19 protein-coding genes are annotated in these 25,715 nt (G+C 61.5%); 7 read left to right on the top strand and 12 right to left on the bottom strand.

Annotation, left to right across the window (positions count from 1 at the left end; translation table 11 throughout):
- Positions 1-84: 84 nt before the first annotated feature.
- Both NCT04_RS30165 and NCT04_RS30170 read right to left on the bottom strand, forming a co-directional pair.
- Entirely contained in the window at positions 85-1,419 is a 1,335-nt protein-coding gene (locus NCT04_RS30165) for a glycosyl hydrolase family 5 (RefSeq protein ID WP_250469559.1), read from the bottom strand.
- Entirely contained in the window at positions 1,416-2,777 is a 1,362-nt protein-coding gene (locus NCT04_RS30170; RefSeq protein ID WP_244831472.1) for a hypothetical protein, read from the bottom strand. The genes NCT04_RS30165 and NCT04_RS30170 overlap by 4 nt, the downstream gene beginning before the upstream one ends.
- Positions 2,778-3,690: 913 nt before the next feature.
- On the opposite strand from NCT04_RS30170, the gene NCT04_RS30175 reads away from it, so the two are divergent.
- The gene (locus NCT04_RS30175) at positions 3,691-5,043 is read left to right on the top strand and encodes a glycosyl hydrolase (protein WP_250469560.1); all 1,353 of its coding nucleotides are present in this window, start codon (positions 3,691-3,693) and stop codon (positions 5,041-5,043) included.
- Between the two features lie 78 nt (positions 5,044-5,121).
- On the opposite strand, the gene NCT04_RS30180 is transcribed toward NCT04_RS30175, so the two are convergent.
- Positions 5,122-6,609 (bottom strand): SulP family inorganic anion transporter, encoded by a 1,488-nt coding sequence (locus tag NCT04_RS30180; protein WP_250469561.1) that lies wholly within the window; start codon positions 6,607-6,609, stop codon positions 5,122-5,124.
- 420 nt (positions 6,610-7,029) lie between these two features.
- Here NCT04_RS30180 and NCT04_RS30185 point away from each other — a divergent pair, with 420 nt between their 5' ends.
- Positions 7,030-7,449, top strand: a complete 420-nt coding sequence (locus NCT04_RS30185) for a RidA family protein (RefSeq protein WP_250469562.1) — start codon at positions 7,030-7,032, stop codon at positions 7,447-7,449.
- Between the two features lie 17 nt (positions 7,450-7,466).
- On the opposite strand, the gene NCT04_RS30190 is transcribed toward NCT04_RS30185, so the two are convergent.
- From NCT04_RS30190 to NCT04_RS30205, 4 genes are all read right to left on the bottom strand, one after another.
- On the bottom strand, positions 7,467-8,300 hold the full coding sequence (locus NCT04_RS30190) for a Rossmann-like and DUF2520 domain-containing protein (RefSeq protein WP_250469563.1): 834 nt from the start codon (positions 8,298-8,300) through the stop codon (positions 7,467-7,469).
- A 20-nt stretch (positions 8,301-8,320) separates the two neighbouring features.
- Positions 8,321-9,769 carry an aldehyde dehydrogenase family protein gene (locus NCT04_RS30195; RefSeq protein WP_250469564.1) on the bottom strand — a complete coding sequence of 483 codons (1,449 nt, stop codon included), beginning with the start codon at positions 9,767-9,769 and terminating at the stop codon, positions 8,321-8,323.
- Positions 9,770-9,772: 3 nt separating this feature from the next.
- The gene (locus tag NCT04_RS30200) at positions 9,773-10,876 is read right to left on the bottom strand and encodes a tartrate dehydrogenase (protein WP_250469565.1); all 1,104 of its coding nucleotides are present in this window, start codon (positions 10,874-10,876) and stop codon (positions 9,773-9,775) included.
- Between the two features lie 230 nt (positions 10,877-11,106).
- Positions 11,107-12,027, bottom strand: a complete 921-nt coding sequence (locus tag NCT04_RS30205) for a LysR family transcriptional regulator (protein WP_244831497.1) — start codon at positions 12,025-12,027, stop codon at positions 11,107-11,109.
- A gap of 277 nt (positions 12,028-12,304) precedes the next feature.
- Between NCT04_RS30205 and NCT04_RS30210 the strand changes: the two genes are divergently transcribed.
- The 3 genes from NCT04_RS30210 to NCT04_RS30220 all read left to right on the top strand — a co-directional run bounded on the left by NCT04_RS30210 (position 12,305) and on the right by NCT04_RS30220 (position 16,996).
- Complete coding sequence (locus NCT04_RS30210; protein ID WP_502800436.1) at positions 12,305-13,630, top strand: MFS transporter; 1,326 nt, start codon at positions 12,305-12,307, stop codon at positions 13,628-13,630.
- A gap of 46 nt (positions 13,631-13,676) precedes the next feature.
- Positions 13,677-14,573, top strand: a complete 897-nt coding sequence (locus NCT04_RS30215) for an NAD(P)-dependent oxidoreductase (protein WP_250469566.1) — start codon at positions 13,677-13,679, stop codon at positions 14,571-14,573.
- Positions 14,574-14,866: 293 nt separating this feature from the next.
- Positions 14,867-16,996 carry a TonB-dependent siderophore receptor gene (locus tag NCT04_RS30220; RefSeq protein ID WP_502800715.1) on the top strand — a complete coding sequence of 710 codons (2,130 nt, stop codon included), beginning with the start codon at positions 14,867-14,869 and terminating at the stop codon, positions 16,994-16,996.
- Positions 16,997-17,043: 47 nt separating this feature from the next.
- On the opposite strand, the gene NCT04_RS30225 is transcribed toward NCT04_RS30220, so the two are convergent.
- Positions 17,044-17,805 carry an SDR family oxidoreductase gene (locus tag NCT04_RS30225; RefSeq protein WP_250469568.1) on the bottom strand — a complete coding sequence of 254 codons (762 nt, stop codon included), beginning with the start codon at positions 17,803-17,805 and terminating at the stop codon, positions 17,044-17,046.
- Positions 17,806-17,838: 33 nt separating this feature from the next.
- Positions 17,839-18,633: an SDR family NAD(P)-dependent oxidoreductase gene (locus NCT04_RS30230; RefSeq protein WP_250469569.1), complete on the bottom strand. Its 795-nt coding sequence runs from the start codon at positions 18,631-18,633 to the stop codon at positions 17,839-17,841.
- A 133-nt stretch (positions 18,634-18,766) separates the two neighbouring features.
- Between NCT04_RS30230 and NCT04_RS30235 the strand changes: the two genes are divergently transcribed.
- Positions 18,767-19,702, top strand: coding sequence for a GlxA family transcriptional regulator (locus NCT04_RS30235; protein WP_250469570.1), 936 nt, complete (start codon positions 18,767-18,769; stop codon positions 19,700-19,702).
- A gap of 19 nt (positions 19,703-19,721) precedes the next feature.
- On the opposite strand, the gene NCT04_RS30240 is transcribed toward NCT04_RS30235, so the two are convergent.
- Positions 19,722-20,711, bottom strand: a complete 990-nt coding sequence (locus NCT04_RS30240; RefSeq protein WP_250469571.1) for a molybdopterin-dependent oxidoreductase — start codon at positions 20,709-20,711, stop codon at positions 19,722-19,724.
- A gap of 285 nt (positions 20,712-20,996) precedes the next feature.
- Here NCT04_RS30240 and NCT04_RS30245 point away from each other — a divergent pair, with 285 nt between their 5' ends.
- A complete protein-coding gene (locus NCT04_RS30245) occupies positions 20,997-22,418 on the top strand; it encodes a DHA2 family efflux MFS transporter permease subunit (protein ID WP_244831515.1) in 1,422 nt (473 codons plus the stop codon).
- Positions 22,419-22,646: 228 nt separating this feature from the next.
- Here NCT04_RS30245 and NCT04_RS30250 read toward each other — a convergent pair whose 3' ends face one another.
- Together NCT04_RS30250 and NCT04_RS30255 are read right to left on the bottom strand one after the other, a co-directional pair.
- A complete protein-coding gene (locus NCT04_RS30250) occupies positions 22,647-24,458 on the bottom strand; it encodes a glycoside hydrolase family 15 protein (protein WP_250469572.1) in 1,812 nt (603 codons plus the stop codon).
- Positions 24,455-25,612, bottom strand: a complete 1,158-nt coding sequence (locus tag NCT04_RS30255) for a Gfo/Idh/MocA family protein (RefSeq protein ID WP_250469573.1) — start codon at positions 25,610-25,612, stop codon at positions 24,455-24,457. The genes NCT04_RS30250 and NCT04_RS30255 overlap by 4 nt, the downstream gene beginning before the upstream one ends.
- Positions 25,613-25,715 lie beyond the last annotated feature (103 nt).

Consider the following 25,715-nt stretch of genomic DNA (forward strand, 5'->3'; position numbering starts at 1 on the left):
AGGTCCGCCGTCAAACCTAACGTTATGTGATTCGATCGAAATCGAACTTCAAGTGGCGCGCTGGTCCATTCGCGCCTTGCTGCCTTACTTCGAAGCGATGGTGATGAACACCGGTCCCCGCGCTTCGGTCAACGACAGCGTGCCACGTTCCCCGTGCGGCACGCCATATACATCGGTGACGATCGCATCAGCCGGCAGATGCGATACATCGAGGTCCATCACGTTCCCATTCCCGTAACACCACACGACGTACTTCGTTGCGTGCGCGCCATCGAGTTTCAGCACGACGTAGCGCGCTTTCTCATCGATGAAATAGCGAGCGTGCACTTCGCCCGCGGTGAAACCGAACAAATGCTTGACTGCGTCGTACGCGGGCAGCTTTGCATTGTTGGCATCGAGCAAGCCGAAGTTGTGCTCCATTTCCTTCGGGTCCGTCCCATCGTCGCGCATGTCGTAGTAGGACGTCAGTCCGACTTGCGCGATCCAGTTCATTAACAGCAGCCGCACCGCGTAGCGAGCTTGCCGCGCTCTTGCTTCGGGTGCGTGGCCGTCGTTGATCTCAGACACATATTCGTATCCAACGCTTGGGTACGACCATTCGGTTGCCCACACTTGGGGGCGTTTTGTATAACCGTTGAGGTCTTCGCGCAACACTCGATAGTCGTCGAGCACGGTTTCCGGGTTCTGCTGTCGATACGGATGCACGCTCACCGCATCGGGACCGAGCGGCTTGCCGGCTTGTCGCGCGGTTGCGCTCATGTCGCCCACGGCACGAATGAATGCGCGATCGATCTGTTGCACGCCGCCCGTCGCGACGATCGCACGCGGATTGGCCGACTTCGCCGTCGTCACCGCTGTTTCAAGCAACGTGCGATAGGCACGCGGCGAAGGCGGCGCGAGCCAGTACTTCTCGTCGTCCTCCTCGTTCCATACTTCGAAACGCACCGGCGCGTTCCGGTAGCGATACGCCGCCATGTGCACGTAGGTACTGAACGCGCTCAATTGCACGGCGGAGGTCGGCGGCTGGTCCGGGCTGAAGGCGTAATGCTTGTAGCCGAGGATGAACAACGCGCCCAGGCCGCGTGCCGAAAGATTGGAGACGAGACCGTCGAAGCCGCCGAAATGCCAGCCATCCGGCGCCTGCACCGCTTCCCAGAAGAGGTCCGTGCGAACGAAGGAGAAGCCGACGTCCTTCACGGCATCGAGCAGATGCAGATCGGCGATTTGATGAATGGCGACGCCCGTATTCGCGCGGGACGCGGCAAAGCCCGGCAACTCGATGTACGGATGCTCCGTCGATTGCGACGCGCCGTCGAGCACGAGCGTCGGTGCGGCAGACGCCGCGTGCAGCGAACCACAAAGGGAGATGAGCGCGGCAAGCACGATGCGCCGCGCCAAGCTTACGTTGGTCCGGATCACGACGAATGCCTTCCGAACGTATGACGGCTCGCTTCGAGTGCCGCGACCTGCTGGTTCGCGCGGCTCGCTTGCAGCCAATGTTCGTTCGACTGTGGCGCGAACCCGTTAAAGCCATAGCCACGCGAAGGCGCTTGCGGATACCACGGGGCAACCGGTCGAGCCATGAGCGCCGGCTGTCGCAGGTAGCTGATGGCAAGACCCAGGAACAGCAGGCAGCCGATCGATTCGCAGATGTCCGTGCTCGCCGCGCTGAAGACGAGATACAGTAGCACCGACCACGCAGCGCGATCGTTCGACGCTGAATTCAGCATGAGCCGCACAAGATACACGACGAGCACCAGCGCGCCGACGAAACCGAAGCACGCAATTGCATAGAGCACGGTGTTATCGGCATACGCAACGTTGAAGCCGAACGGGCTTTCGTAATAGCTCGCGGCCGAGCCGAACGCGCCCGGACCGAGACCGAACCAGATGCGTTCGTGCTTCATGAGACCTTCGATCAGAAGCGGCCATGTGTTGATCATTCGATCCTGGAACGACGACAGCGTGACGTATCCGCGGCTCGCCAGATTGAATGCGGAGGCGGCGAAGAATGCGACGATCGGCAGGACGATCGGGAACCCGCTCGCCCACAGACACGCTCGCTTGATGCCGCGCGTGGAAAACAGCATGTGCACGATGACGACGATTGCGAGCGACACCGGCGCGGTCTTGTTGGTCGTGGCGTAGATGGTGGCGCCGGCGAGCGCGAGCAGCACGAACTGCAGCGCCTTCGAGCGGATGTGCATCAAAAGCCACGTGGTCAGAAGGCCGGCCATGAGCGCCACCGATGCGCTGTCGCGACCGAATCCCGACAGCCGCGATGCAACGCCGACGTACGAGGACGTGGCCATCGTCACGTTGTGTCCACCGACCGATACGCTTGCGCCCACCCAAGGCAGCTTCAGCATGCTATTGGCGAGAATACCGATGCCGCAAAGCGCGGCGAGTGTGAGCAGTCCGAGGAACGCCGAGCGTCCGTTCATGAGCGCGAGCGTCTCGCGGGACGCGGTGAGTGCGAAAAGCAGAGGCGTCACGCTCCACAGCCAGAATCCGACTGCGGCAGGCTCGACGCCGTGCGACAGCGAAAGGAAGGTCTGCGTAAGCAGATATAGCGCGATGAGCGCGTGCGTCGCCTTGGGCCGCGTGAGAAGGACGTATAGCACCCAGCCCAACATCAGCACCTTGGGAAGATACGCGGCGGGCGCCATGCCCATCGTCGACGTGTAGTAGCGGATCACGCCGGAGAGCACGTCGCTCGCCACTGCGACGATGAACGTCGCAACCCATAGCTTGTCTTTTAGTGATGCTTTGTTCATCGAGTGACCGTCGCATGTCCGTCGGAAGGAAAAGTCGGTTGCACGATCAAATCGGCAGCCGCTTCGTGTTCTTTGCACGCTTGGCGCAGAGTCGATTCAAGTCTGGCCGGACTCGTCTCAGGACCGAAAATTACCTTTGTACGACAAGTGACTCTGTGCGCGCACGCACGCATGAATTTGCGGGCGACAGCTAAACGTTTGCGCCACGGTCCAAACCGCCTCTCACGCACATCGAGCGTGCGGTAAGCCACTTATCGCAAGGTGCCAGTCGAAGCCCGGCTAAAGCTTTTAGGCGAGCGGTTTGAAGGAGGGAATCACAGGACGCGTGCGCGGTCTATGCGGGCGATTATCTTCGTGCGTTTCGCGACTGAAACCGCGGTGATCGCAGGCGATTAATACGCAATGAAACCGGCGCATATCCGGACCGAAAAGGCACGCTGTCGCATTCCGCCACAGCCTTAGCCACAATGGCGCGCCGACGCTATCGCGTATGAAGATTACAGAATTCGTCGTTATTGAAAGGTTTGAAAACGATTCAAAAGCCAACATCATTTCGCGTCAAACTTTAGGGTGGAAAACAGATTATTTATTCACGGTTTTGTACTATAAAAGTACGTTTTTCCGTTTGGTCCAACTGGTTACATGCTGTTACGTCTTTTATCGTACTTAACGACGTTTCAACTGTGTAACATTCCTCATGACCCCTCCGGCAATAAACGGATGACGGTCGCGCCTTAATTGTCCAGGCGCATAGGCTGATTCGCCTCTCTCTCCCAAAGCACTGCTTACCGAGGTCCTTCAAGGCACTCGGGGGAGACCCTTTGCGCGGTCAGAATCAATGCACACTGAGCCATTATCCAAAATGAAGAATAATCGTCTGGTCGTAATTTCGTGCTATTTAGGCACCCTAATCTTGTCCGCATGCGGTGGCGGTGGCAGTGACGGAACGCCGTCGAGCGTCGTCAACAGCGCAACCGATCCCGTTGCGGTGGTGGATATCGCCAAGCATCCTGCTTCGGTGAGCGGCACCGTCATTCCCCCGGCCACGTCGATCAGCGACTCGTCGGGCGCGGTGTGGACGGTCAAGAGCGGCGTGGTGTATCGCGCCAATCAGAAAGCCGGCTTCTCGCAGGACGTGATCGCGCTGCTTTGGTACGCAGGCAAGATCTATCAGCAGAACGTGAACAAGCTCTGGTGGGTCTGGCAGAACAACACGTGGGCAGTTTCGGCCGATCCGCGCCCTGCAGCTTCGACGCCCGCCAGCACGCCGGCATCGACGAACGCGGGTTCGACTTCGGGCTCTGCTTCCGGTTCGACCACGACAGCCATGCCGTTCTTCGGCGTCAACGAGCACTATGCCTACGGCGGCGTCTATTCGTCGACGCCGCTCAGCACGCAGGCTTCGACCATGGTCGACCTCGGCCTGACAGGCATTCGGCAGGACGTGCACGGTTACGATCAGATCGACACGCTCGCGAACAAGGTCATTCCCGGATTAGGTTCCAGTGTCACGGTGATGCCGCTGATCGATGCCTATCCGTGGGACGATCCTTCGCTGAACGGCAAGACGCCGACCGAAGACAGCGCCTACGCGTATGCGTATTCCATGGCCGCTTATGCCGCGACCAAACTCAAGGGCGTGCCAGTCGTCGAGTTCGGCAACGAGTACGACCTCGACACGCATAACCGCAAGATTGCAAACGATGGCGTGAACGTTTCCGACTACGACAACACGACGTGGCCAATCTGGCGCGGCGCGCTGCGCGGCTATTACGACGGCTGGCGTTCGGTGGATACGACCGGCCAGACGAAGGTCATTGCCACGGCTTCGGCGGGCTTCCTGTACCTCGGCTGGTACAAGGGCATGTTGACAGGAGTGCAGCCGGATGGCTCGACGGGACATCCGAAGGTGAAGACCGACATCATCCAGTTGCACTGGTACTCGGACGGTCTCGATCCTGAGAACACGTGGGGCAAGGACGGCACCAATTACAACGTGCTCAAGATCATGCACGACACGTACAACCTGCCAATCATGTTCACGGAAATTGGCGTGAATATGGACTTTTCGACGGCTCAGGCGCAGGCCTATATCACGAAGACGGTCCCGGAACTTTACGCGGCACGCAGCACGTATAACGTGATCGGCTTCCAGTGGTACGAGCTCTACGACGATCCTACCGGCGACTACGGCATTCTCACGAATAGCGGCGCGAAGAAGGCGATCTATTCGACGATGAAGGCAGCAGTGGCGGCTTCGAAGTAATCGAGGTTTGCTGTAGTACCAAAACACCCGGCGCAAGGTTCAACATGCCTTCCGCCGGGTGTTTCGCATTTCAAGGTCTCACGCATTCGCGATCGAAACGCCCGCGCGGTGAAGAATGTGCTGATTACGCGGTGACAAGTTCGCGAACTGCAAACGCTTCCCTGCCTTTCGATAGCGGTCTTGCAACGTTTCGAACGCCACGATTGCAGAGTGATCCGCGACATGCAGATGCTGACAATCGACGATGACATCGTCCGCATCATTCTGCGGATCGAAAAGGTCCTGAAAATTCGCCGTCGATGCGAAAAAAAGAGTGCCGTGCAGTACGTAAGTACGTGTGCCCTTTTCATCGGATTTCGAGTCCGCGCGAATCTCGCGGGCATGTTGCCAGGCGAAGTTCAACGCGGCGATCACGATGCCGCATAGCACCGCAATCGCCAGATCGGTGAACACGGTAATGACCGTGACCGCAACGATCACGATTGCGTCATTACGCGGCACTTTACCGAGCACACGGAGCGATCCCCACGCGAAGGTCTGCTGCGCCACGACGAACATCACGCCGACCAGCGCGGCGAGAGGAATTCGTTCGATAAACGGCGACAGGAAAAGGATGAACAGCAAGATCATGATGCCGCTCGTCGCACCCGATAAGCGGCTGCGTCCGCCCGAACTCAGGTTGATCATGGTCTGACCGATCATGGCGCAACCGCCCATGCCGCCGAACAAGCCGGATACGATATTCGACACGCCAAGCGCCACGCATTCGCGATTGGGCTGTCCGCGCGTTTCGGTGATCTCATCGGTCAGATTGAAGGTCAGGAGCGTTTCCAGCAAGCCGACAATCGCCATGAGAAGCGCGTAAGGAAAGACGATTCTGAGCGTATCGAGATCGAGCGGTATCGTCGGCAGATGAAAGCTCGGGAACGCGCCCGCGATGTGCGCCATGTCGCCCAGTGTCCGCGTCGGCAAATCGAGCAACTGGCTTATCAGGCCGATACTCAGAATGGCGACGAGCGCCGGCGGCACCGCCTTGGTGATGCGCGGCAGCAGATACACGATCAGCATCGTCAACGCGACGAGACCCGACATGACCATCAACGGCGTTCCCTGCAACCAGACTTCGCCTTGCGGTGTGGCGCGTTTGAAATGCTCGAGCTGCGCCATGGCAATGATGATCGCGAGGCCATTCACGAAGCCGATCATCACGGGATGCGGCACCATGCGGATCAGCTTGCCGAGACGCAAAAGTCCGAAGACGGTCATCAGCACGCCGCCGAGAATAACGGTAGCGAGAAGATACTGAGCGCCGTGCTCGACCACGAGAGCGACGATGACGACCGCCATCGATCCCGCCGCGCCGGAAATCATGCCCGGTCTGCCGCCGAAAATGGCGGTCAGCGCGCAGATGATGAAAGCGCCGTAAAGGCCCATCAAGGGATTCACCTGCGCGACGAGCGCGAACGCAATGCACTCGGGAACGAGCGCAAACGATGACGTGAGGCCCGCGAGCACATTCGCGGGAACATGCGTGAGCCATTGCTGCTTGAGAGATTGAATCTGCATCGAATGAGTTCCGCAGTCCGCACATGGCGCACTGCGTTTGAAAGCCGGCGCGAAACGCCGATGGTGTCGAACGGAGTCGCCGGTGTCGAATCGACGAGATGGCAGCACGCCGCCTGAAGCAAGCCAGGCGAACGCACCCGTACACGTGAACCCCCAAGGTGCAAAGCCGTCTGAACGGTCGGAGGTTCTCGGAAAGCTACATGGGTGCGTGAGAAATTCGGTGTGGGCGGGAGATCGCCCGGGAAGGCTCGTAGTTTACCCTAATCCGTAAATTCGAGTGATGCGCTTGCCTCCGGCCAGTCATGCAGCATGCGCTTGAATGCAATCGTCGACATTCCACACTTCACTCCAACTCAAAACGTTTCCACTCAGGCATCGGCGATACTGCAATCACACGCCGCTAGCAACTTCGCGGACTCGATGAACAACTCTTTGAGCGTACACATCATGAGCCGGGAAATCATTCGTGTCGAACCGCTTTCAAGCTGGCTCGAGCGCTGGAATGCGCCGACCTCCGCCGTCACGCGTCATCGCGACACGGTGTACGTGTCAGGCTTTCCTCCGTTCGATCCGCAGACCGGCGAGATCGTGCAAGCATCGATCGAAGTGCAGACCCAACGCGTGCTGGAGCAACTGAAGCTGTGCGTCGAGACGGCGGGTTCATCGCTGGATCAGGTTCTCAAGTGCAACGTCTATTGCACCTCAGTCGCCGCTTTCCCGGTCGTGAACGACATCTACGGACGATTCTTCGGCCCCAATCCGCCCGCGAGAATCTTTGTCAATGTGCCTGCGTGGCCGGGACATTTCGATATCGAGATCGACTGCATCGCGGCGATATAGCGTGCTGACGTGTGCCCTCAACTTCCCCGCACCGTTCCCGTCCGCCCAAGCCGCGCGGCCAGCACGGACAACGCATCGTAGGCTTCGCGCGATACCTCGTCCCACGCCGCGATAGCCCGCGACTGCGCTTCCACCACCGCGCGGTCGCCTCGCGCGGCGGGGCCTGTCAGCGCATCGCGCGGGCCGAGGGCAAGTACGTTATCGACGGAATTGCGCGCAAGCGTATGCATCATGTCCTGAATCAGCGTGTCCGGAATGCCCGCCGCTTGCCACATCTCGACGGACATCGCCGCGAGCACCGGCAAGAAGTTCGACGCCATGACGGCCGCCGAGTGATACAGCGCCTTGCTGCCCGGCTCGATGTCGAAACACCGCGCACCGATCGCGCCCAGCACCTCGCTCCATGCGCCACGCGCGGCGGCGTCGCCTTCCAGACCGCATGGCGTGCCTTCGAACTGGAACACGGAGGTGCCGGGATTGGCGAAGCTCAACATGGGATGCGCGCTCGCAACGCTCCAGCCGATGCCGCGCAAAGGCGCGAGCGTGTCGGCATCGAGCGCGCCGCTGCAATGCACCGCCACCGATGCGCCCTGGCCTTCGTGCGCGCGCGCGAGCTGCTCGGCCACTTCGGCGATGCGCATGTCAGGCACCGACAAGAGCCAGATATCGGCGGGGCGCATCGTGGCCAAGTCTTCGGCTACGCGGCCCGCGCCGATGAAATCGACCGCTTCGGCGGCGCGTTTGGCGTCGGTATCGAAGACATCGCCGATATCGAGCACGCGGTTCGCGACGATCAGATTGCCAAGCGTCGCGCCCACGCGCCCCGCGCCGATGATGTTGAGTTTCGCCATGTTGCGAAAGCGCGTGCGCCTCAACCGTGCCGAATGGCGATGGTCTTGAGGCTCGTGAAGCCATAGAGCGCTTCGAAGCCTTTCTCGCGCCCGTGGCCGCTCGCCTTCACGCCGCCGAACGGCAGTTCGACGCCGCCGCCCGCGCCATAGTTGTTGATGAAAACCTGCCCCGCCTGCAGCTTGCGCGCGAGGCGCAGACCACGCGAGCCATCGCGCGTCCAGACGCCCGCGACGAGGCCGTATTGCGTGCCGTTGGCGAGTCGCACCGCTTCGGCTTCGTCGTCGAAAGGCATGACGGCAAGCACCGGCCCGAAGACTTCTTCCTGCGCGAGGCGGCTGTCCGGCGGCACGTCGCGAAACAGCACGGCTTCCTGGAAGAAGCCATTACGCGATGCCTCCGCCGCGATCTTGCCGCGCGCCGCGACACGGATACCTTCGCCTTCCGCGCGCTCGACGATGCCGCGCACCCGCGCCTGCTGCTTCGCGTTGACGAGCGGCCCCATGTCGAGGTCCATCGACGGCGGACCGGAACGCAGCGTCTCGAAGCGCGCGGCGAGCCGCTCGACGACGCTTTCGTAAATGCCGCGCTGGACCAGCAAACGGCTGCCCGCCGAGCAGGTCTGCCCCGCGTTCTGGATGATCGCGTTGAGAATGACGGGCAGCGCTTCGTCGAGATCGGCATCGTCGAAAACGAGTTGCGGCGACTTGCCGCCGAGTTCGAGCACGCTCGGGCAATGACGTTCCGCCGCCGTGCGTCCGACCAGCGCGCCCGTGACCGTCGAGCCCGTGAACGAGATGTGGCCGATGCCCGCGTTCGCCGACAACGCCGCGCCCGCTTCGCTGCCAAGACCCGTGACGACGTTGATCGCGCCCGCCGGAAAGCCGATGTCCGCGGCGATTTCGGCGAGTCGCAGAATCGACAGGCTCGCGTCCTCGGCAGGCTTGACCACGCACGCGTTGCCCGCCGCGAGCGATGCGCCGACGCTGCGCCCGTAAATCTGCATCGGATAATTCCACGGGATGATGTGCCCGGTCACGCCAATCGGCTCGCGCACGGTCAACACGGTGAAGCCCGTGGTATAGGGCAAGGTCTCGCCGTGCAGCTTGTCGACGCAGCCCGCGTAGTACTGAAGATAACGCGCGAGCACGGCCGCGTCGGTGCGCGCGGTCTTGAGCGCCTTGCCGGTGTCGCGCGCTTCGAGTTGCGCGAGTTCGTCGCCGTGTTCGAGCACGGCGGCGGCATACGCGAACAACAGATTCGAGCGCTCGGCCGGCGAGAGTTTGGCCCACGCTCCATCGAGCGCTTCGCCCATCGCGCCGCGCGCGGCGGCGACCGCAGCATCGATATCGGCGGCGTTGCCGCGCGAGATGTGAGCGAACGGCTCGCCCGTGCTCGGATCGATGACATCGAGCGTCGCGCCGCTATCCGGCGCCTTCCATGCGTTGCCGATGAAGTGTCGATATTCCATGTCTTACTCCGTGATCAGTGCGTGTTCCGTGACGGCATCGGCGATCGCCGTGCCAACTTCGACGGTGTTGGCGCCGCCATCCATGTCCGGCGTGCGCGGACCTTTGTCGAGGACGGTTTCGATCGCCGCGACGATGGTTTTGGCGGCCGCTTCGTAGCGCGCCTCGCCGCGTCCGAGATACTGAAGCATCAGCGCCGCCGACCAGATTTGCCCGATCGGATTCGCGATGCCGCGCCCGGCAATGTCAGGCGCGGAACCATGCACCGGCTCGAACAGCGACGGAAAGCGCCGCTCCGGATTCAGGTTCGCGGAAGGCGCGATGCCGATGGTGCCCGTGCAAGCCGGCCCGAGGTCGGACAGGATGTCGCCGAACAGATTGGATGCGACGACCACATCGAAACGGTCCGGGTTCTGCACGAAGTGCGCGCACAGAATGTCGATATGGTACTTGCGCGTTTCGATGTCCGGATAGCGCTTCGCGGCTTCGGCCAGACGCTCGTCCCAGTAAGGCATGGTGATGGAGATGCCGTTGGACTTGGTCGCGGCCGTGAGTTGCTTGCGTGGCCGGCTTTGCGCCAGTTCGAACGCGAACTTGAGAATGCGGTCCACGCCCGTGCGCGTGAACACGGCCTGCTGCGTGGCGAATTCGCGCTCGGTGCCTTCGAACATGCGCCCGCCCACCGACGAATACTCGCCTTCGGTATTCTCGCGCACCACCAGAAAGTCGATCTCGCCGGGCTTGCGGTTCGCGAGCGGCGACGGCACGCCGGGCATCAATCGCACGGGGCGCAGGTTCACGTACTGGTCGAATTCGCGGCGAATCTTGATGATCGATTCCCACACGGCGGTGTGATCCGGCACGACGTCGGGCGTGCCGACCGCGCCGAAGAAAATGGCGTCGTGCTTGCCGATCTGCTGGTCCCAATTCGCGGGCATCATCGTGCCATGTTGCAGGTAATGCTCCGTGCACCACGAGCCGAATTCGTCGAAATTGAGCGCAATGTCGTAACGCGCGGCCACGGCCTTCAGCACGCGCAGGCCTTCGACCATCACTTCCTTGCCGATGCCGTCGCCGGGAATGACGGCGATGTTATGAGTTGTTGCCATGATCTGCAAAGCCTCCGAAAGTGCGACGCGGGAATGCCCGGCGAGAAGGCACAGGAGGCGGGCGCACCCAAGGCGCGCCTCTACGGAAATTGCGTTGTCTCCTGCGTCTCTTTTGCTCGCGAGCGCGGCCGCGCCCGGGCATCGGACTATGTCGAATGCCAATCTAGCGGACGCATTCGAACGACGGAAGTGCGAATCGAGGAACGGTGGCTTCGAAAATCCGCAAGGGCTCAGCGAGCGGGGCGCTCGGTATCGAGTTGCGCCGTGCTCGCGGGTCCGATCTCACTCAGAAAGTCGAACAGCCTGCGCGTGGGCAAGGCCGCCGCGCCTTCGCGCATGCCAACCGACATCATCCGTTCGGCCCAGGAATTGGTCAGGCGAATGAAGCGCAAGCGCATCGGCTGAAGAAACAGCTTCACGGCGCCCTCGGGCAACACGCCGATACCCTGCCCCACGGCGATCAACCGGCACATGGCCTCGAAGCTCTGTACCTGCACGCGAAAGCGGATGGTCTTGCCCGCCAGCGCCGCTTCCTTGACCAGCATGCGCGTGACCTCGGCTTTGTCGTCGAGCGCGACGATATCGTGTTCGAGCAGCGCGGCGAACTCGATCTCGTCGCCCTGCAATACATGATCTTCCGGCACGACCACGCTGATCCGGTCGCTGCAATAAGGCGCGAGGCGAATGCCCTCCATGCCCGTTTGCGACGTCACCACGCCGATATCCGCCCGGCCATCGCGCAACGCCTGCAAGATGTCGGCGCTGCGCAATTCGCTGATATGCAGCTTGATGTCGCGATACTTCTGCGAGAACGCGCGCAGATGTTCGGGCAACTCCTGGCTGATCGCGGAGATGTTGGCGAAGACGCGCACCCGGCCCACCGAGCCTTTCGTGTAGTCGGACAGCTCGCTATAGATGGCGTCGGTCTTGAGCAGCAGCTCGGTGCCGTGGCGCGCGAGCGCTTCTCCGGCGGGCGTGGGCTCGACGCCCGCCGAAGTTCGATTGAGCAGCGCCACCCGGAAATGATGCTCGAGCAGCGCAATGCGCCGGCTGGCCGTCGACAAGGACATATGCGAATGCTGCGCCGCCTTCGACAGACTCCCCGTCTCGACTGCGCGCAGAAAGAGAGCCAGTGAGGTGAGATCGAACAAACCAGACGCTCCGTGAATGGATCATGCCGCGCAGTATGGCACCCTCGCGGCGGCCCTCAGTCTTCGCGCCCTACAGGATTACCCTGAGCGATGCACGCGCGTGGCCGCTCGCATCGGGCGTTCGAACAATTCGAAAGCCCGCTTCACGGAATTCGCATATCGACGGCGCGCGGCACAGGCTAAATTTCTCATGTCCTGCTGCGTCCGCCGTTTGCCACGAATCCGGCGACACTGACAGGGCTTTAAAAAAATCAGTACATATATGACGGAGACAGACGTGGAAATCGATGCGACCAGCATGCCGGGCGGCGCTCTGCCGTCCGCACCCGCGCGCGACGCGGCCGCCGAGGACCGGATTTTCCGGCGCCTCGCGCTACAGATCCTGCCCATTCTGATGTTCGCGTACATCACCTCGTATATCGACCGGGTGAACGTGAGCTTCGCCAAGCTGCAGATGGCCCAGCAACTCGGCTTCTCCGATGCGGTCTTTGGTTTCGGCGCGGGCATCTTCTTTCTCGGCTATGTGGTCTTCGAAGTGCCGAGCAACATGATTTTGCAGCGCGTCGGCGCGCGCCGCTGGATCACGCGGATCATTCTGTCGTGGGGCATCGTATCCGGGCTTACGGCGTTCGTCGCCACGCCGATGCAGTTCTATGCCATGCGCTGTTTGCTGGGCGTCGCCGAAGCGGGCTTCATTCCGGCGATCATCTTCTATATCAGCCAGTCGTTTCCGAGGCACTGGCGCGCTCGCATTCTCAGCATGTTCTACGCGGCGCTCGCGCTGGCGGGACTGATCGGCTCGCCGCTTACCGGCTTCATCATGGAATACTTCAACGGCCTGATGGGCTTGCCGGGCTGGAAGTGGATATTCATCATCGAGGCGCTGCCCGCGTTTCTCGCGGCGGTCTACACGTGGCGAGGTCTGGAAGACGATGTCACGCGAAGCAAACACTGGAGCGAACCCGAACGCGCTTTGTTGTCGCGCGTGCTCGCCGCTGACCGTGCGATCACCGCCGAAGCCAATCACAAGGGCCTTTTGTCGAGCTGGCTCGTGTGGGCGTTTTGCCTCATCTACTTTCTCGACGTGTTCGGCATCTACGGCTACACCTTCTGGGCGCCGACCATGATCAAGTCGATGGGCATCAAGAGCGACTTCGTGATCGGCCTGCTCGCGGCGCTGCCAAACGCGGTTGCGGTCGTCGTCATGGTGCTGTTCGGGCGCAGCGCCGACAAGCGCGGCGAACGGCGCTTGCATGTCGCGGCCTTGCTGTTGATGGGCGCGGCAGGATTGTCGCTCTCGGTGCTCTGGCATGACAACCTGTGGCTCGGCATGCTTGCGCTGTGCATGGCCAATGCGGGATTGCTGTCGTTGCCGCCGCTTTTCTGGAGCATGCCGACGGCGGTGCTGGGCACGAGCGCGGCTATCGGCATTGCATGGATCAGCGCCTTCGGCAATCTCGGCGGCTTCTTCGGTCCTTATGTGGTGGGGTATCTGAAACAGCTTTCCGGCGGCCTCACGCTGCCGATTTTCTCGATGGTCGGTTGCCTTCTGCTCGGCTTCGTACTGGCGGTGATGTTGCCCAAGAGGCTCGTCAACCGTTGATGCGGATGCAACCGGCTTTCCAAACGACAACTCGAAGAGATAGAGCATGAAGCAACGCATCGGCATGATCGGTATCGGTCTCATGGGACACGGTATTGCGCGCAACGTGATGAAGCACGGCTACCCGTTGAGCGTGGTCGAGCATCCCGGCAACCAGCCGCTCGACGAACTGCTGGCGGGGGGAGTCAAGACCTTCACCACGGGCGAGGCGCTCGCGCGCGAGTCCGAGATCGTCATTCTGTGCGTGACCGGATCGCCCGAAGTGGAAGCGGTTCTGAGTGCGCCCGATGGCGTGCTCGCGGGTTTGCAGCCAGGCACCATCGTGATCGATTGCTCGACGGCCGTGCCCGCATCCACGACGCGCGTGGCCGAGCGCGTGACGCAGGCGGGCGGCCTCTTCATCGATGCGCCCATGACGCGCACCGCCAAGGAAGCGCACGAAGGACGTTTGAACTTGCTGGTGGGCGCGGACCCGGAATTGTTCGCGCGAGTGGAGCCGCTGCTGCGCACGTTCGCGGAGAACATCACGCTGGTCGGCGGCACTGGCGCGGGACACAGCATGAAGCTGCTGCACAACTTCGTGTCGCTCGGCACGATTGCGTTGATCTCCGAGGCGGCTGCCTGCGCGAAGCGTGCGGGCGTGGACCCGCAAACGTTCGTCGATGTGCTCGCGAAGGGCGGCGGAGGCGGCGCGGCGCTGGAGCGGCTGCGGCCATCGCTTATCGACGGCGATCCTTCGAGCATGCCTTTTCATATGTCGAACGCGCTGAAAGACCTCGGCTACTACGTGACGATGGCCGGCGACACCCATGCCGTCGATGCCATTGCCACCGCCGTGCAGTCGACTTACGCAGCGGCGGTCGAGCTTGGGGGAGCGCACAGGACGTTGCTGGAGTTGCCGGGGTTGTTGGGTGATGCGGCTGCGGATTCCGAGCGACGTTGACGGTATTGCTGGCCGCACATTGCGGCATGAAAACAGGCGGCGCGTGAAGCTCGTTTGATCGAACATTTCCCGCCGCCTCGAACGAATTAATCAGCGACGCCTACCCGCAAAAGGCCGCCAGCAGCCCTTCTCGGCGCCCCTAGATCAAACATCGAAGTTTACAAATTCCCAAACACCCGTCAGAATTGCGCCCGTTCTAATGCGAATAGTTCGCATTTACGGCCAATAACTCGACGACGGGAATAGGGATGAAATCAGCACCACGGGGCAGTACAACCATCGGCAAATGGGCGATGCGCCCGTCCACACTGGCGACGCTCCTGCTCTTCGCCACCAGTCAATCGGCCCTTGCGCAGCAAAGCGACACCGGCTCATCGACATCCGGCAACGCCACCGAAGCCACACTCCCCGCAGTCTCCGTCACCGCTTCATCCGACACCGATCAAGGCCAGCATCTGCGCCGCGACGTTAGCACCGGCGCGCTCGGCACCCGCACGCAACTCGACACGCCCTACTCGACCACTATCGTCACCGGCGAAGAACTCGCGGATCGTCAGGCGAAAAAGCTCGGCGATGTCTTCGCGCAGGACGCATCCGTGTCGGACAACAGCAATCCGTACAACGCGTGGGCGAGCTACATCACCGTGCGCGGCATGCAACTCGACTGGCAGAACGGTTACAGGATCGACGGCCAGCCGTTCAACGCCTACGGCATCACCATGCCCTACGAACAACTCGAAAGCGTCGAACTGCTCAAGGGCTTGTCGGGCTTCATGTACGGCTTCGGCGCGCCCGGCGGCGTGGTCAACTATGTGACGAAGAAGCCACCCGTCACGGATAAGCAGATCGCCAGCGTCGATGTCGGCTATGCGTCGACGGCCGTATGGTCCGAGCATGTCGACCTGGGTGGGCGTATCGGACCGAACAGCATGTTCGGCTACCGCTTCAACGCGACGCACGAGGAAGGCAAGACCTATAACGACGGCAACGTGCGCCGCGATTCGTTTTCCCTTTCCGCCGATGCACGCCTCACGAAAGACCTCACCGCCACCTTCGGCGCGCTGTATCAGGAACGCCATGCGTCGGGCATCACGACGGCCATCTCGACCGCGCAATACACGGGCGCCTCGTTGCCCGCGACGCTCAGTGGCGGCAGTAGCACGCTCGTCACGCCGGACCAGCATCTGAACACGAACTTGCAACTCTATACTGCCGGCTTGCGCTACAACCTGAATCAGGACTGGACGCTTTCGGCCTCATACAGCTTTAGCAAGAGCACGCGGTATCGGAACGAGAGCACGTACAATCTGCTCGATCCAGCGGGCAACTACGACGACTTTCGCTTCGAAGGCAAGGAAGGGCATCAGCTGAATGCGTGGCAGGTCATGGCCGAAGGTCTCGTAAAGACCGGGCCGCTGCAACATCAGCTCGTGTTCGGCGCCGCGTATCAGAAGCAAACCAACGACAACACCGCGAACAGTTTCTACGACCAGATCGGCACGGGCAACATCTATCAGCCGAACGTCAATCGCTACGACAGTTCGGGCTTCTACACCTATCGCAACGCGGACATCACGCAGAAAGCGCTGTTCGCAAGCGATACCATCGCGCTCACCGAACGCTGGTCGGTGCTCGGCGGCGTGCGCTATACGAATTACGAGCAGCACGGCTACGGTAACGACGGCACGACGACTTCGACTTACTCGCAAAACGGCGTGGTCACGCCGAGCGTCGCGCTGATGTTCAAGCTCACGCCGGGCACGACGCTCTATGCGAGCTACGTCGAATCGCTGGAAGCGGGCAATGTCGTCGGCGACTTCTACGCGAATGCCGGAGCGATCCTCAACCCGCTGCGAAGCAAGCAATACGAAGTCGGCGTGAAGAGTCAGAACGAGCGCTGGAGCGCGACGGCTGCGCTGTTCCGCATCGAACGCGGCGCGCAATACGCCAATGGCGATAACGTCTTCGTGGAAGATGGCGAGTCCATCTTCGAAGGCATGGAAGCGGGCGCGGATGTTCGCATCGGCCGGGACTGGACGGTCGGCGGCGATCTGATGTGGATCGCGACGCACTACAAGAAAGGCTCGACATTCGATGGCAATCGCGTCGCGGGTGCGCCTGGCTTCGTCGCGGCGGCCCACGTGAATTATGCGGTGCCCGTGGTTCCGGGCCTGACGCTTGGCGCCAATGCGAAGTTCACGGGCAACACGAACCTGCGTCCGTCCGGCGATCTGAACGTGCCAGGCTTCATGATCTACAGCCTTGGCGCGACTTACACGACACGCATCGCGGGACATAACGTCGGCGTGCGCGCGGCTATCGACAATCTGACGAATCGGCGGTACTGGGAATTCCAATATGCCGACTACATTCAGCCTGGCGAGCCGCGCACGGTTTCAGTCAATGCGCGTCTGGAATTTTAAGGAGGATCGGGGCGTTGCAACCTGGGCGCCCCTTCTCGCCTTCACGCTCAAGCGACCGGAATGGGATTGTCCGTCACGAACTGATTGAACTGCTCGACGAACGCATGTTCATTCGGTCCGGCGTTATCGCGCAGCGGCTTCGCGGCATCGACCACGACTTCCGTCGTCGCTTCCGGCAGCTTCTGCATGATTTCGGCGATGAACGCTTCCAGCTGCATCGCGCGCGGATCGCCGCTCTTGTGGACCAAGTCCGTGTCCACCCACGGCGGCGCGATCTCCAGCACGCGCACGCTCGAATCGCGCAGCACGAAGCGTTGCGACATCGAATACGAATGGATTGCCGCCTTGGTCGCCGAATACAGCGCGGTCGCGGCGAGCGGCACGAACGCGAGCACCGAACTGTTGTTGACGATATACGCCTGTTGCTGCGTCTTCAGATGTTCGACGAACGCCGCGCTCACGCGCACCGTGCCGAGCAGATTCGTGTCGATGAGGCGCACCGCGGCTTCATCGTCGAGCGCGCCGCCTGCATCGTCGAACGGCATGATGCCCGCGTTGTTGATGACGACATTCAACGCCGGATACTTTGCGATCAATTGCGCGGCGACGCTGCGAATCTGCGCGGCGTCGGCGATATCGAGTTCAACCGTGTCGATGCCCGGATTCGCGCTTGCCACTTCATCGAGCAGCGCACGGCGCCGTCCCGCGACGATCACCTGATTGCCGCGCTGATGAAGCGCTTCCGCCAACGCGCGGCCAATGCCCGAAGTGCCGCCCGTGATGAAGATGGTATTGCCCGTGGTTTTCATGGTCAGTCCAAATGTGGAAAAGAGAACGATGGTTCAGGCCGCGTAGCGCGCGGCGGGTGCGTTGGTCGACAGTTCCGGCGCCATCGCCTGACGCGCGGCTTCGTACGCCTGGTACTTGGCGCCGTCGTGCAGCGAGGGAATCGTCACCAGTTCGCCGCGCTCGAAGCCGATTAGCGAGGCATCGACCATGTCGGCCGCCGACATCACGATTGCGGGGTCCAGATTGTCGATAGGGAGCCCGCCGCTTTCCCAGAAGTCCGTCGCCGTCGCGCCTGGCAACACAGCCTGCACGCGCACGCCTTTCGCCGCGAGTTCGTGATGCAGCGACTGGCTGAAGGCCAGCACGAACGCCTTGGTGCCGCCATAGACGCCGTTGAGCAACTCCGGCGCAATACTCACGATAGACGCGATATTGATCACCGCGCCCTTGCCGCGCGCGACGAAGCCCGGCACCGCCGCATAAGTCAGGCGGGTGAGCGCGGTCACGTTGAGGTCGATCATGCGGGTCATTGCATCGACGTCGCTGTCGAGCAAAGGCGTATGCGTACCCACGCCCGCGTTGTTCACCAGCAGCGTGATGCTCGCGTCGTCCTTCAGCTTCGCTTCGACACGCGCGAGCGCCGTGCGGTCGTTGAGATCGGCATCGATGATCTCGACGCCCTTCTGCGTTTCATTACTGATACGTTCGGCTAGCGCGGCAAGCTTCTCGCGGTTGCGCGCCACGAGGATAAGGTCGTAGCCCGAACGCGCAATACGCTCGGCATAGACCGCGCCGATGCCCGACGATGCGCCCGTGACGAGGGCCGTGCCGCGATGGTTCTGAGACATGATGTCACTCCGGTTCGAAAGGTGGTGGTGAATCCGTGAGTAGATTCTGCGCGGAATTGACCGCGACCGAAATGACGTATATGGTCGTGTTTTCGGACAAACGACTTTTTTTGGACATCGAGGACGAGGAAACATGCACAGCATCGGCTATTTGTTGAGCGACGGCTTTCAGGTGATGGCAATCGCGTCGCAGTCGGTGTTCGAATACGCCAACCACGTAGCGGGCGAGCCCTTTTATCGGATGGCCAACTATTCGGCGCACGGCGGCGAGGTGTGTTCGTCGTTAGGCATGAGCGTCGGCACGCGCCGGGTCAGTGCGCGTGCCTCCGTGGACACATGGATCGCGGCGGGCGTGAACACGCCGCTCGACACGCCGCCACCTCAAGAAATACTGGCGTTCCTGCGTCGCACGGGTACGCGGGCACGGCGCATCGCGGGCATTTGCACGGGCAGCTTCGTGCTCGCGGAAGCCGGGCTGCTGTCCAACCGGCGCGCGACCACGCACTGGTTCTACGCACGCGAGATGCAAAGCCGCTTTCCCGATGTGCGCATCGAGGACGATCGCATTTATATCGTCGATGGTCCTATCTGGACGTCTGCGGGCATGACTGCCGGTCTGGATCTCGCACTCGCGATGGTCGAAAAGGATCTCGGCCCGGACGTTGCGCGCTCGGTCGCGCACAAGCTCGTGATGCCGCAAAGGCGTTCGGGCGGCCAGTCGCAGCATTCGGAGATGCTCGATCTCGCGCCGAAATCAGACCGCATTCAAAATGCGCTCAACTATGCACGCAAGAATCTGGGCCGGCCGCTGACGGTCGAGGAATTAGCGGGCGAGGCGAATCTCAGTCCGCGTCAATTCAGCCGCGTGTTCACGGAGGAGACGGGGCAATCGCCTGCGAAGGCCATCGAAGCGTTGCGGCTGGAAGCAGCGCGCCTGATGATCGAAAAAAGCCGGCATCCGCTGGAAACCATCGCGAAGGAAACGGGGTTTCGGGATCGCCGGCATATGCGCGAGGCGTTCATGCGCGGGTTTGGCTTGCCGCCGCAAGAGGTCAGGCGGCGGGTTTAGCGTTGCATAGGCAGGCTAATCAGCGCGGCGCGGATACGACTTCCAGCGCCACGAGGTTCGAAACATAGCGCCCGGCCTTGCCGTCGTTGGGGATCACGAGGCGCGCAAAACCGGTGGATGTCAGCGGGGCGCCATTCATCGCATAAGCGACGATGTCGGGCTGATTGCCAAAGTCCGGCGACAGTTCGGCAAGCGAAATCACGACGCGATAGCCATCGCTGCCGGTTGCGATCACGTAGAAGCCGAGCAAGTCGTTTTTAGTCGCAGTGTTGGTCTGGATGCCCGCTGCGTTGATCAAGTCCCACAGGCTCACGCCCGTGTAGCTATTTCCGCCAGCCGTGCGCGTGACGGCAGGCAGCGCCTGCAATGCTGCCGTGTCGAAAGTCGCCGGGTGATTCAGCGCACCGAGAAGCTGGAACTGCGTCGTGAGACCGCCGCCGCTCGCCGTGACCGTGGACATCGCGGAATGGACTTCGAGCTTGACGAGGTTCGAAACGTATCGGCCGCCTTTGACGTCGCCGGGAGCAGTGATGCGCAGTGGACCGTCCGTGCTGTTGAGAGCCGCGCTCGCGCCGTTGAGCGTCTCGGCGTAGGCCACCAGATTGCCGCGATTGCCGAAGTCCGGACTCAGTTCGCCCATTGCGAACAGCGCGCGATAGTTGTCGCTGCCGGTCGCCACGACATACTTGTCCAGCACGTCGTTGTGAACCGCCGAATTGACGACGATGCCAGCCTGGTTCAACACGGACCACACCGTCGCGCCGGTGTAGACGTGGCTTTGCTGGCCCGTGCCGCTGCCGAAGGAAACGGTTTGCGTGGTGGCTGGAAGTGCCTGGATCTGCGCGAGCGTGAGATTGCCCGGCGTGGCGACTTCACCGGACACGGACAAGGTCGCTTTCGGTGCGGGTGGCGAGTCGTCGTTGCCGCCGCAGGCCGTGACCGCGAACGGGAGCAACGCGAGCAAAAGCAGCAGCGAGGCAAGACGCTTGAAGTCGTGTGCGAAGCTCATCGGTGAGGTCCTTTATTCCGGGATCGTTATCGTCGATATATCGGCTCGCTATATCTACGCTGATACAACGCATAACGCTTACAGAATCGAAGGGAAATGGCAATGGGTAGTAGCAACTAGGAACAACGATGAGCGTATTGGTCATACAGAGCGGCGCCGCCCGAATTCGAAAAGTGCCAGCCGCGCGAGCGTTCGCAACGGCGCGTTGAATCACGGCCGGGTTCGGGAACGCAGTAATACTGGTAGCATCCACCCTCAGCCCGCACCCCGCCTTCCGGCAAGACAATGACAGACTCAACCGACCGCACCGTCTCGCTCGGCCCGCTTCCCTATGTCGTGGCCGCGACGTTCTTCATGGAGTATCTCGACACCACGATCATCGCGACCGCGCTGCCGCAGATGGCGCATTCGTTCAGTACGAGCCCCAATGCGCTGAGTCTCGGCATGAGCGCCTACATGATCGCGCTCGCCATCTTCATTCCCGCAAGCGGCTGGGTGGCGGACCGCTTCGGCTCGCGCAGCGTGTTTTTCAGCGCGATCGTGACCTTCACGCTGGCGTCCTTGCTCTGCGGCATCTCGCAGAACGTGGAGCAGTTCACGGCGGCCCGGGTTCTGCAAGGCATCGGCGGCGCGTTGATGGTGCCGGTCGGCCGCTTGACCGTGGTGCGCAGCGTCGACAAGAAGCAGTTGATGCAGGCCATCTCCACCATCACGTGGCCGGGCATCGTCGCGCCGGTGGTCGGGCCGCCCATCGGCGGCTTCATCACCACGTATGCATCATGGCGCTGGATCTTTCTGCTGAATCTTCCGGTGTGCCTCGTCGTATTGCTGGCCGTGCTGAAGTGGGTGCCGAATCTGCGCAGCGGCGAACGCCGGCCGTTCGATGTCACCGGGCTCATCCTGAGCGGTCTGTCGCTCACCGCCATCCTGTATGGCGCCGATATGGCAAGTCAGCCGGATACCAATCCGTGGGTCGGACTGGCCGTGATCGCGGTTGGTCTCGTCATCGGTGTGATCGCTTATCGGCATGCACTCGTCGCGCGGCATCCGCTCATCGACGTGACGACGCTGCGTATCCCCACGTTCTCGGTGACCGTGGTGACAGGCACGTTTACGCGTATCGGCATCGGCGCCGTGCCTTATCTCATGCCGCTTCTGTTTCAGATCGGCTTCGGGCTGTCCGCGTTCAAGTCGGGCTTGTTACTGCTTGCAAGCGCTCTGGGCAATCTCGGCATGAAGGCGCTCACGACCGGCATCCTCAAGCGCCACGGCTTCAGGAACGTGGCGATCATCAACTGTGCGGTATGCGGCGCGTTCACCATTGCATGCGGCCTGCTCACGCCGGCGTCGCCGCTCGTACTCACGCTGCTCGTGATCTTCGTTTATGGCGTGACGCGCTCGATGCAGTTCACGTCGCTCGCCACGCTCGCTTACGCCGATGTACCGACGCAGCAAATGAGCGCCGCCAACACGATGTGGAACGCGGCGATGCAAATGAGCATCGGGCTCGGCATTGCATTCGGCGCGTTGGCGTTGCGCACGGCATCGGCTTATCACGGCAAGGACGGCGCGCACGCGCACACCTTCACACTCGACGACTTCCGCCTTGCGTTTCTCGCTGCGGGCGTGGTGACGCTCGTGTCGATCTACGGCTACGTGAAGCTCTCGCGGGATGCCGGGCACAAACTCAGCGGCGCATCACGATGAAGCCCGCCGCATGAGCAGCGATAAAAAAACGCCCGCGACGGACCTGTCGCGGGCGTGTTCCATGGCGGGTCATTGACGACTCTCTGCCTACCGGAGAAACACCGCGCGTCAGGAACGGGGTGTCTCTGACACGACCCTCGGTGATGTCCCACAGTATGGGTCTAATAAACGCAATGACATAGGTGAATGCCCGCGCTGACGGTCGGATACGGCACCGTTCGCCACGAATTAGATGTCGTCCTCCATTCGCCCCGATGATTGCAACGCCGTAAGAGCCTGAATGATCGCGAGATGCGTCAACCCTTGGGGCAAGTTCCCGAGGTACTCGCCGGTTTGCGGGTCCGCCATCTCAGGGTAGATTCCGACGCCATGCGCGAGCGCTTCAATGACCGCATCGAAGGCCTTCGTCGCGCGGTCTTTCTGTCCCAGCAACGCGCGAGCTTCGATCTGCCAGAACGTGCACGCGAGAAAGCACCCTTCTTCTTCGGAAGCACGGCTGTATCGATAGTGATATGCGCCTTCGCCCAGTTCGCGTTGAATGGCGTCGAGCGTACGTTCGGCGCGTTCCTTGCCGTCATAGCGAAAGCGTGTGGCGAGCGCCATGGACGCGTCGAGCTTGTCGCTGCCCGGATACATCACATATGCGCCCTTCTCTTCGGACCAGCCATGTTCGTCGATCCATTGCTCGATGCGATCGCGCTCACGCGCCCATCTATCGCGGCATGTGGTCGGCAACTGCCCGCTATCGGCCAGTTCGACCGCACGCGCGAGCGCTTCCCACGCGCTGAGTTTGGACATCGTGTAATGCTGCGCTTCTTCGAGTTCCCAAATGCCCGCGTCCTTGAGACGCCAGCGGTCGGCGCATTGATCCGCGAGACGCGAGAGCGTCTGAGCGCTCTGTGAATCGAGGATATTCCCCGCGCGCACGAAAACCGCGGCCGTTCCAAATATATCGCCGTAAATGCCGTGCTGATGCTGATTGGTCGCGGCATTGCCTGTGATGACCGGCGCAGAATTCATGTAACCAGGAAGGCCGGTCTCGTGCACATCCGCGACGACGTCGCCCGACAATGAAAACAACACGCGCGCGCCTTGCGTCTCGATCCGCTTCAGCAGCCACGTAAAGGCCGCCTTCGCTTCTTCCTGCGCATTCATGCGCAAAAACGCCTTGATGGTGTAGCCCGCGTCGCGTATCCAGGCGTAGCGATAGTCGAAGTTCTTCTTGCCGCCAATCCGCTCGGGCAACGATGTAGTCGCGGCCGCTGCAATCGCGCCGCTCGGCGAAAAAAGCAAGAGCTTGAGCGCAAGCGCGCTGCGAATCAGAAGCGGCCGATACGGCCCGTCATAGCGCAGCTTCGTGGTCCACTCGCGCCATTCGTTGTCGGACTTGTCGATGCGCCTGTCGATATCCTCGATTGGCGGCACGACGAGCGGCTCGTCTTCGCCCGCGACGATCGCCACGGTCTCGCGCTGTCCCTCACGCACGACCACATGCGCGACGACACCGGCATCCGCGCGTTCGTCGACGACCACACCTTCGCTATGCAGAAAGAGCCCCAACACGCGGCCCGCATGAAACACCGCGCGTTTGCCGATCATCGAACAATACGGATTGATCGTATCGTCCTGACGCCCGAAGACGATGCGCAAGTCGAATCGCATCTCGCCCTCGATGCCTTCAATGCGCCGTGCTAACTCGGCCCAGGGGAGTCTGCCCGCGCCGCCGCTGTTGTGCGACTCGACCAGCCTCGCGCGGCCCGACGCGGTGGTGAAGACGGTCTCGAGCACGTTGCTGTCGTCGCGATAACGCCGCTCGACTTCGAAGGCTTCGGCGGGCGTAATGGCAAAAAAACCGCCTGTTTGCGGATTCAGCAACCGGTCGAAAAGCGGCGGCGAGTCGATGCTCGGTACGCACCACCAGTCGATCGATCCATCCGCTCCACTCAACGCAACGGAGCGGCCATCGCCCAACGCGCCGTAGGCATCGAGCGGCAGAAAGCCATCGGCGTCACGTCGAATCTTGTCTTTGCGCGAATTCAATTTTTAGGCACCTTGTCGATGCCTTCGGCCGGATTGCTCGTGTTCACGAGTTCCGGCGACTTCACGGCGCGCAGCGTCTGCAACTGCGCGGACGTGTCGATACGCCGTGTGCGCACGAACGGATCGAGCTTGACCGGTCCACCGGTTTCAAGTGCCTTGACGATGCCTTCGATCACGCGCACATCGGCGAAACCTTCTTCCGCGTCGGGCTCCGGATGCGTGTCGTTCAAGATGCACTCCGAGAAGTACTTCATCTCGCCGCCGAAGTGGTCCGTGTTCTTGAACGAATGATTCTCTTCGTCCTGACCGATGGTCACGGCCTGTTCGAGCGGCTTGCCGTACGTATAGCACGGCTGCATTGCGATGCTTCCCTTCGTGCCGACAGCAAAGAACGACTCCAGTGCGTTGGCCGCATACGACACGACGAACTGCGCGAGCCGGTCGCCGGGAAATTTCAGCGTGACGGCGACGGTGTCGTCGAAATCGCCGAGACCGGCTTCCGGATGCCGCACGCCGACAGCCGAAACAACCTCGGTCGGCTCGTCCTCGAACACGTAGCGCGCGGCGTTGAGCGGATACGGTCCCATGTCGAAGATCGGGCCCGCCGTGATGCCGCTCGTCGCGCGATGGTTTGCCGGGTCCACCTTCTGCACGAACGTGGACGTGAAAAGAATGATGTCGCCGAGCTCTCCCGAACGAATGCGTTCGATGGTCGACAACGTGCCGGGTTCGAAATGCAAACGGTAAGCGACCATCAGTTTCGCCGTCGATGCCTTCGCGGCTTCGATGATCGCCTGACATTGCTGCGTGGATACTTCCAGCGGCTTTTCGACGAGCACATGCACGCCCGCTTTCAGCGCCGGAATGACGAACTCCGCATGGCGCCAGTTCGGCGTGGCAAGGTAGATGGCATCGATGTTGCCGGAGGCGAGCATCTCATCGAATTGCTCATAGCCATAGGTGTGCGCTACATCGTATTGCTCGCTCAATTTGCGCGCCTTCTCGGGATCGCTCGTAACGAGCGCGGTGATCTCCGAGTTATCCGTGTGACTCACGCCGGGCATCATCGCTTCCTGCGAGATGTCGCCCAAACCTACGATCGCATAGCGGACTTTCTTGCTCGAACCCAAACCTACTGCGGACAAAATACTCATCGTTGCGCCTCTTTTGGAGAGTGACGGTGACGGACAGGCATGCGCCCGAACGCCGGCCGTGAGACTCAGGGAAGGCGCAACTTTTGTTCCAAGGGGTTAATTT

This window comes from Caballeronia sp. GAFFF2 (assembly GCF_023631485.1).
In the GTDB taxonomy this organism is placed as follows: Bacteria; Pseudomonadota; Gammaproteobacteria; order Burkholderiales; family Burkholderiaceae; genus Caballeronia.

Bases quoted from the DNA above. Each gene is read 5' to 3' on its own strand.
- NCT04_RS30170 (WP_244831472.1), bottom strand. From the start codon at position 2,777: ATGAACAAAGCATCACTAAAAGACAAGCTATGGGTTGCGACGTTCATC.
- NCT04_RS30180 (WP_250469561.1), bottom strand. From the start codon at position 6,609: ATGCAGATTCAATCTCTCAAGCAGCAATGGCTCACGCATGTTCCCGCG.
- NCT04_RS30185 (WP_250469562.1), top strand. From the start codon at position 7,030: ATGAACAACTCTTTGAGCGTACACATCATGAGCCGGGAAATCATTCGT.
- NCT04_RS30190 (WP_250469563.1), bottom strand. From the start codon at position 8,300: ATGGCGAAACTCAACATCATCGGCGCGGGGCGCGTGGGCGCGACGCTT.
- NCT04_RS30195 (WP_250469564.1), bottom strand. From the start codon at position 9,769: ATGGAATATCGACACTTCATCGGCAACGCATGGAAGGCGCCGGATAGC.
- NCT04_RS30200 (WP_250469565.1), bottom strand. From the start codon at position 10,876: ATGGCAACAACTCATAACATCGCCGTCATTCCCGGCGACGGCATCGGC.
- NCT04_RS30215 (WP_250469566.1), top strand. From the start codon at position 13,677: ATGAAGCAACGCATCGGCATGATCGGTATCGGTCTCATGGGACACGGT.
- NCT04_RS30220 (WP_502800715.1), top strand. From the start codon at position 14,867: ATGCGCCCGTCCACACTGGCGACGCTCCTGCTCTTCGCCACCAGTCAA.
- NCT04_RS30225 (WP_250469568.1), bottom strand. From the start codon at position 17,805: ATGAAAACCACGGGCAATACCATCTTCATCACGGGCGGCACTTCGGGC.
- NCT04_RS30230 (WP_250469569.1), bottom strand. From the start codon at position 18,633: ATGTCTCAGAACCATCGCGGCACGGCCCTCGTCACGGGCGCATCGTCG.
- NCT04_RS30235 (WP_250469570.1), top strand. From the start codon at position 18,767: ATGCACAGCATCGGCTATTTGTTGAGCGACGGCTTTCAGGTGATGGCA.
- NCT04_RS30240 (WP_250469571.1), bottom strand. From the start codon at position 20,711: ATGAGCTTCGCACACGACTTCAAGCGTCTTGCCTCGCTGCTGCTTTTG.
- NCT04_RS30245 (WP_244831515.1), top strand. From the start codon at position 20,997: ATGACAGACTCAACCGACCGCACCGTCTCGCTCGGCCCGCTTCCCTAT.
- NCT04_RS30255 (WP_250469573.1), bottom strand. From the start codon at position 25,612: ATGAGTATTTTGTCCGCAGTAGGTTTGGGTTCGAGCAAGAAAGTCCGC.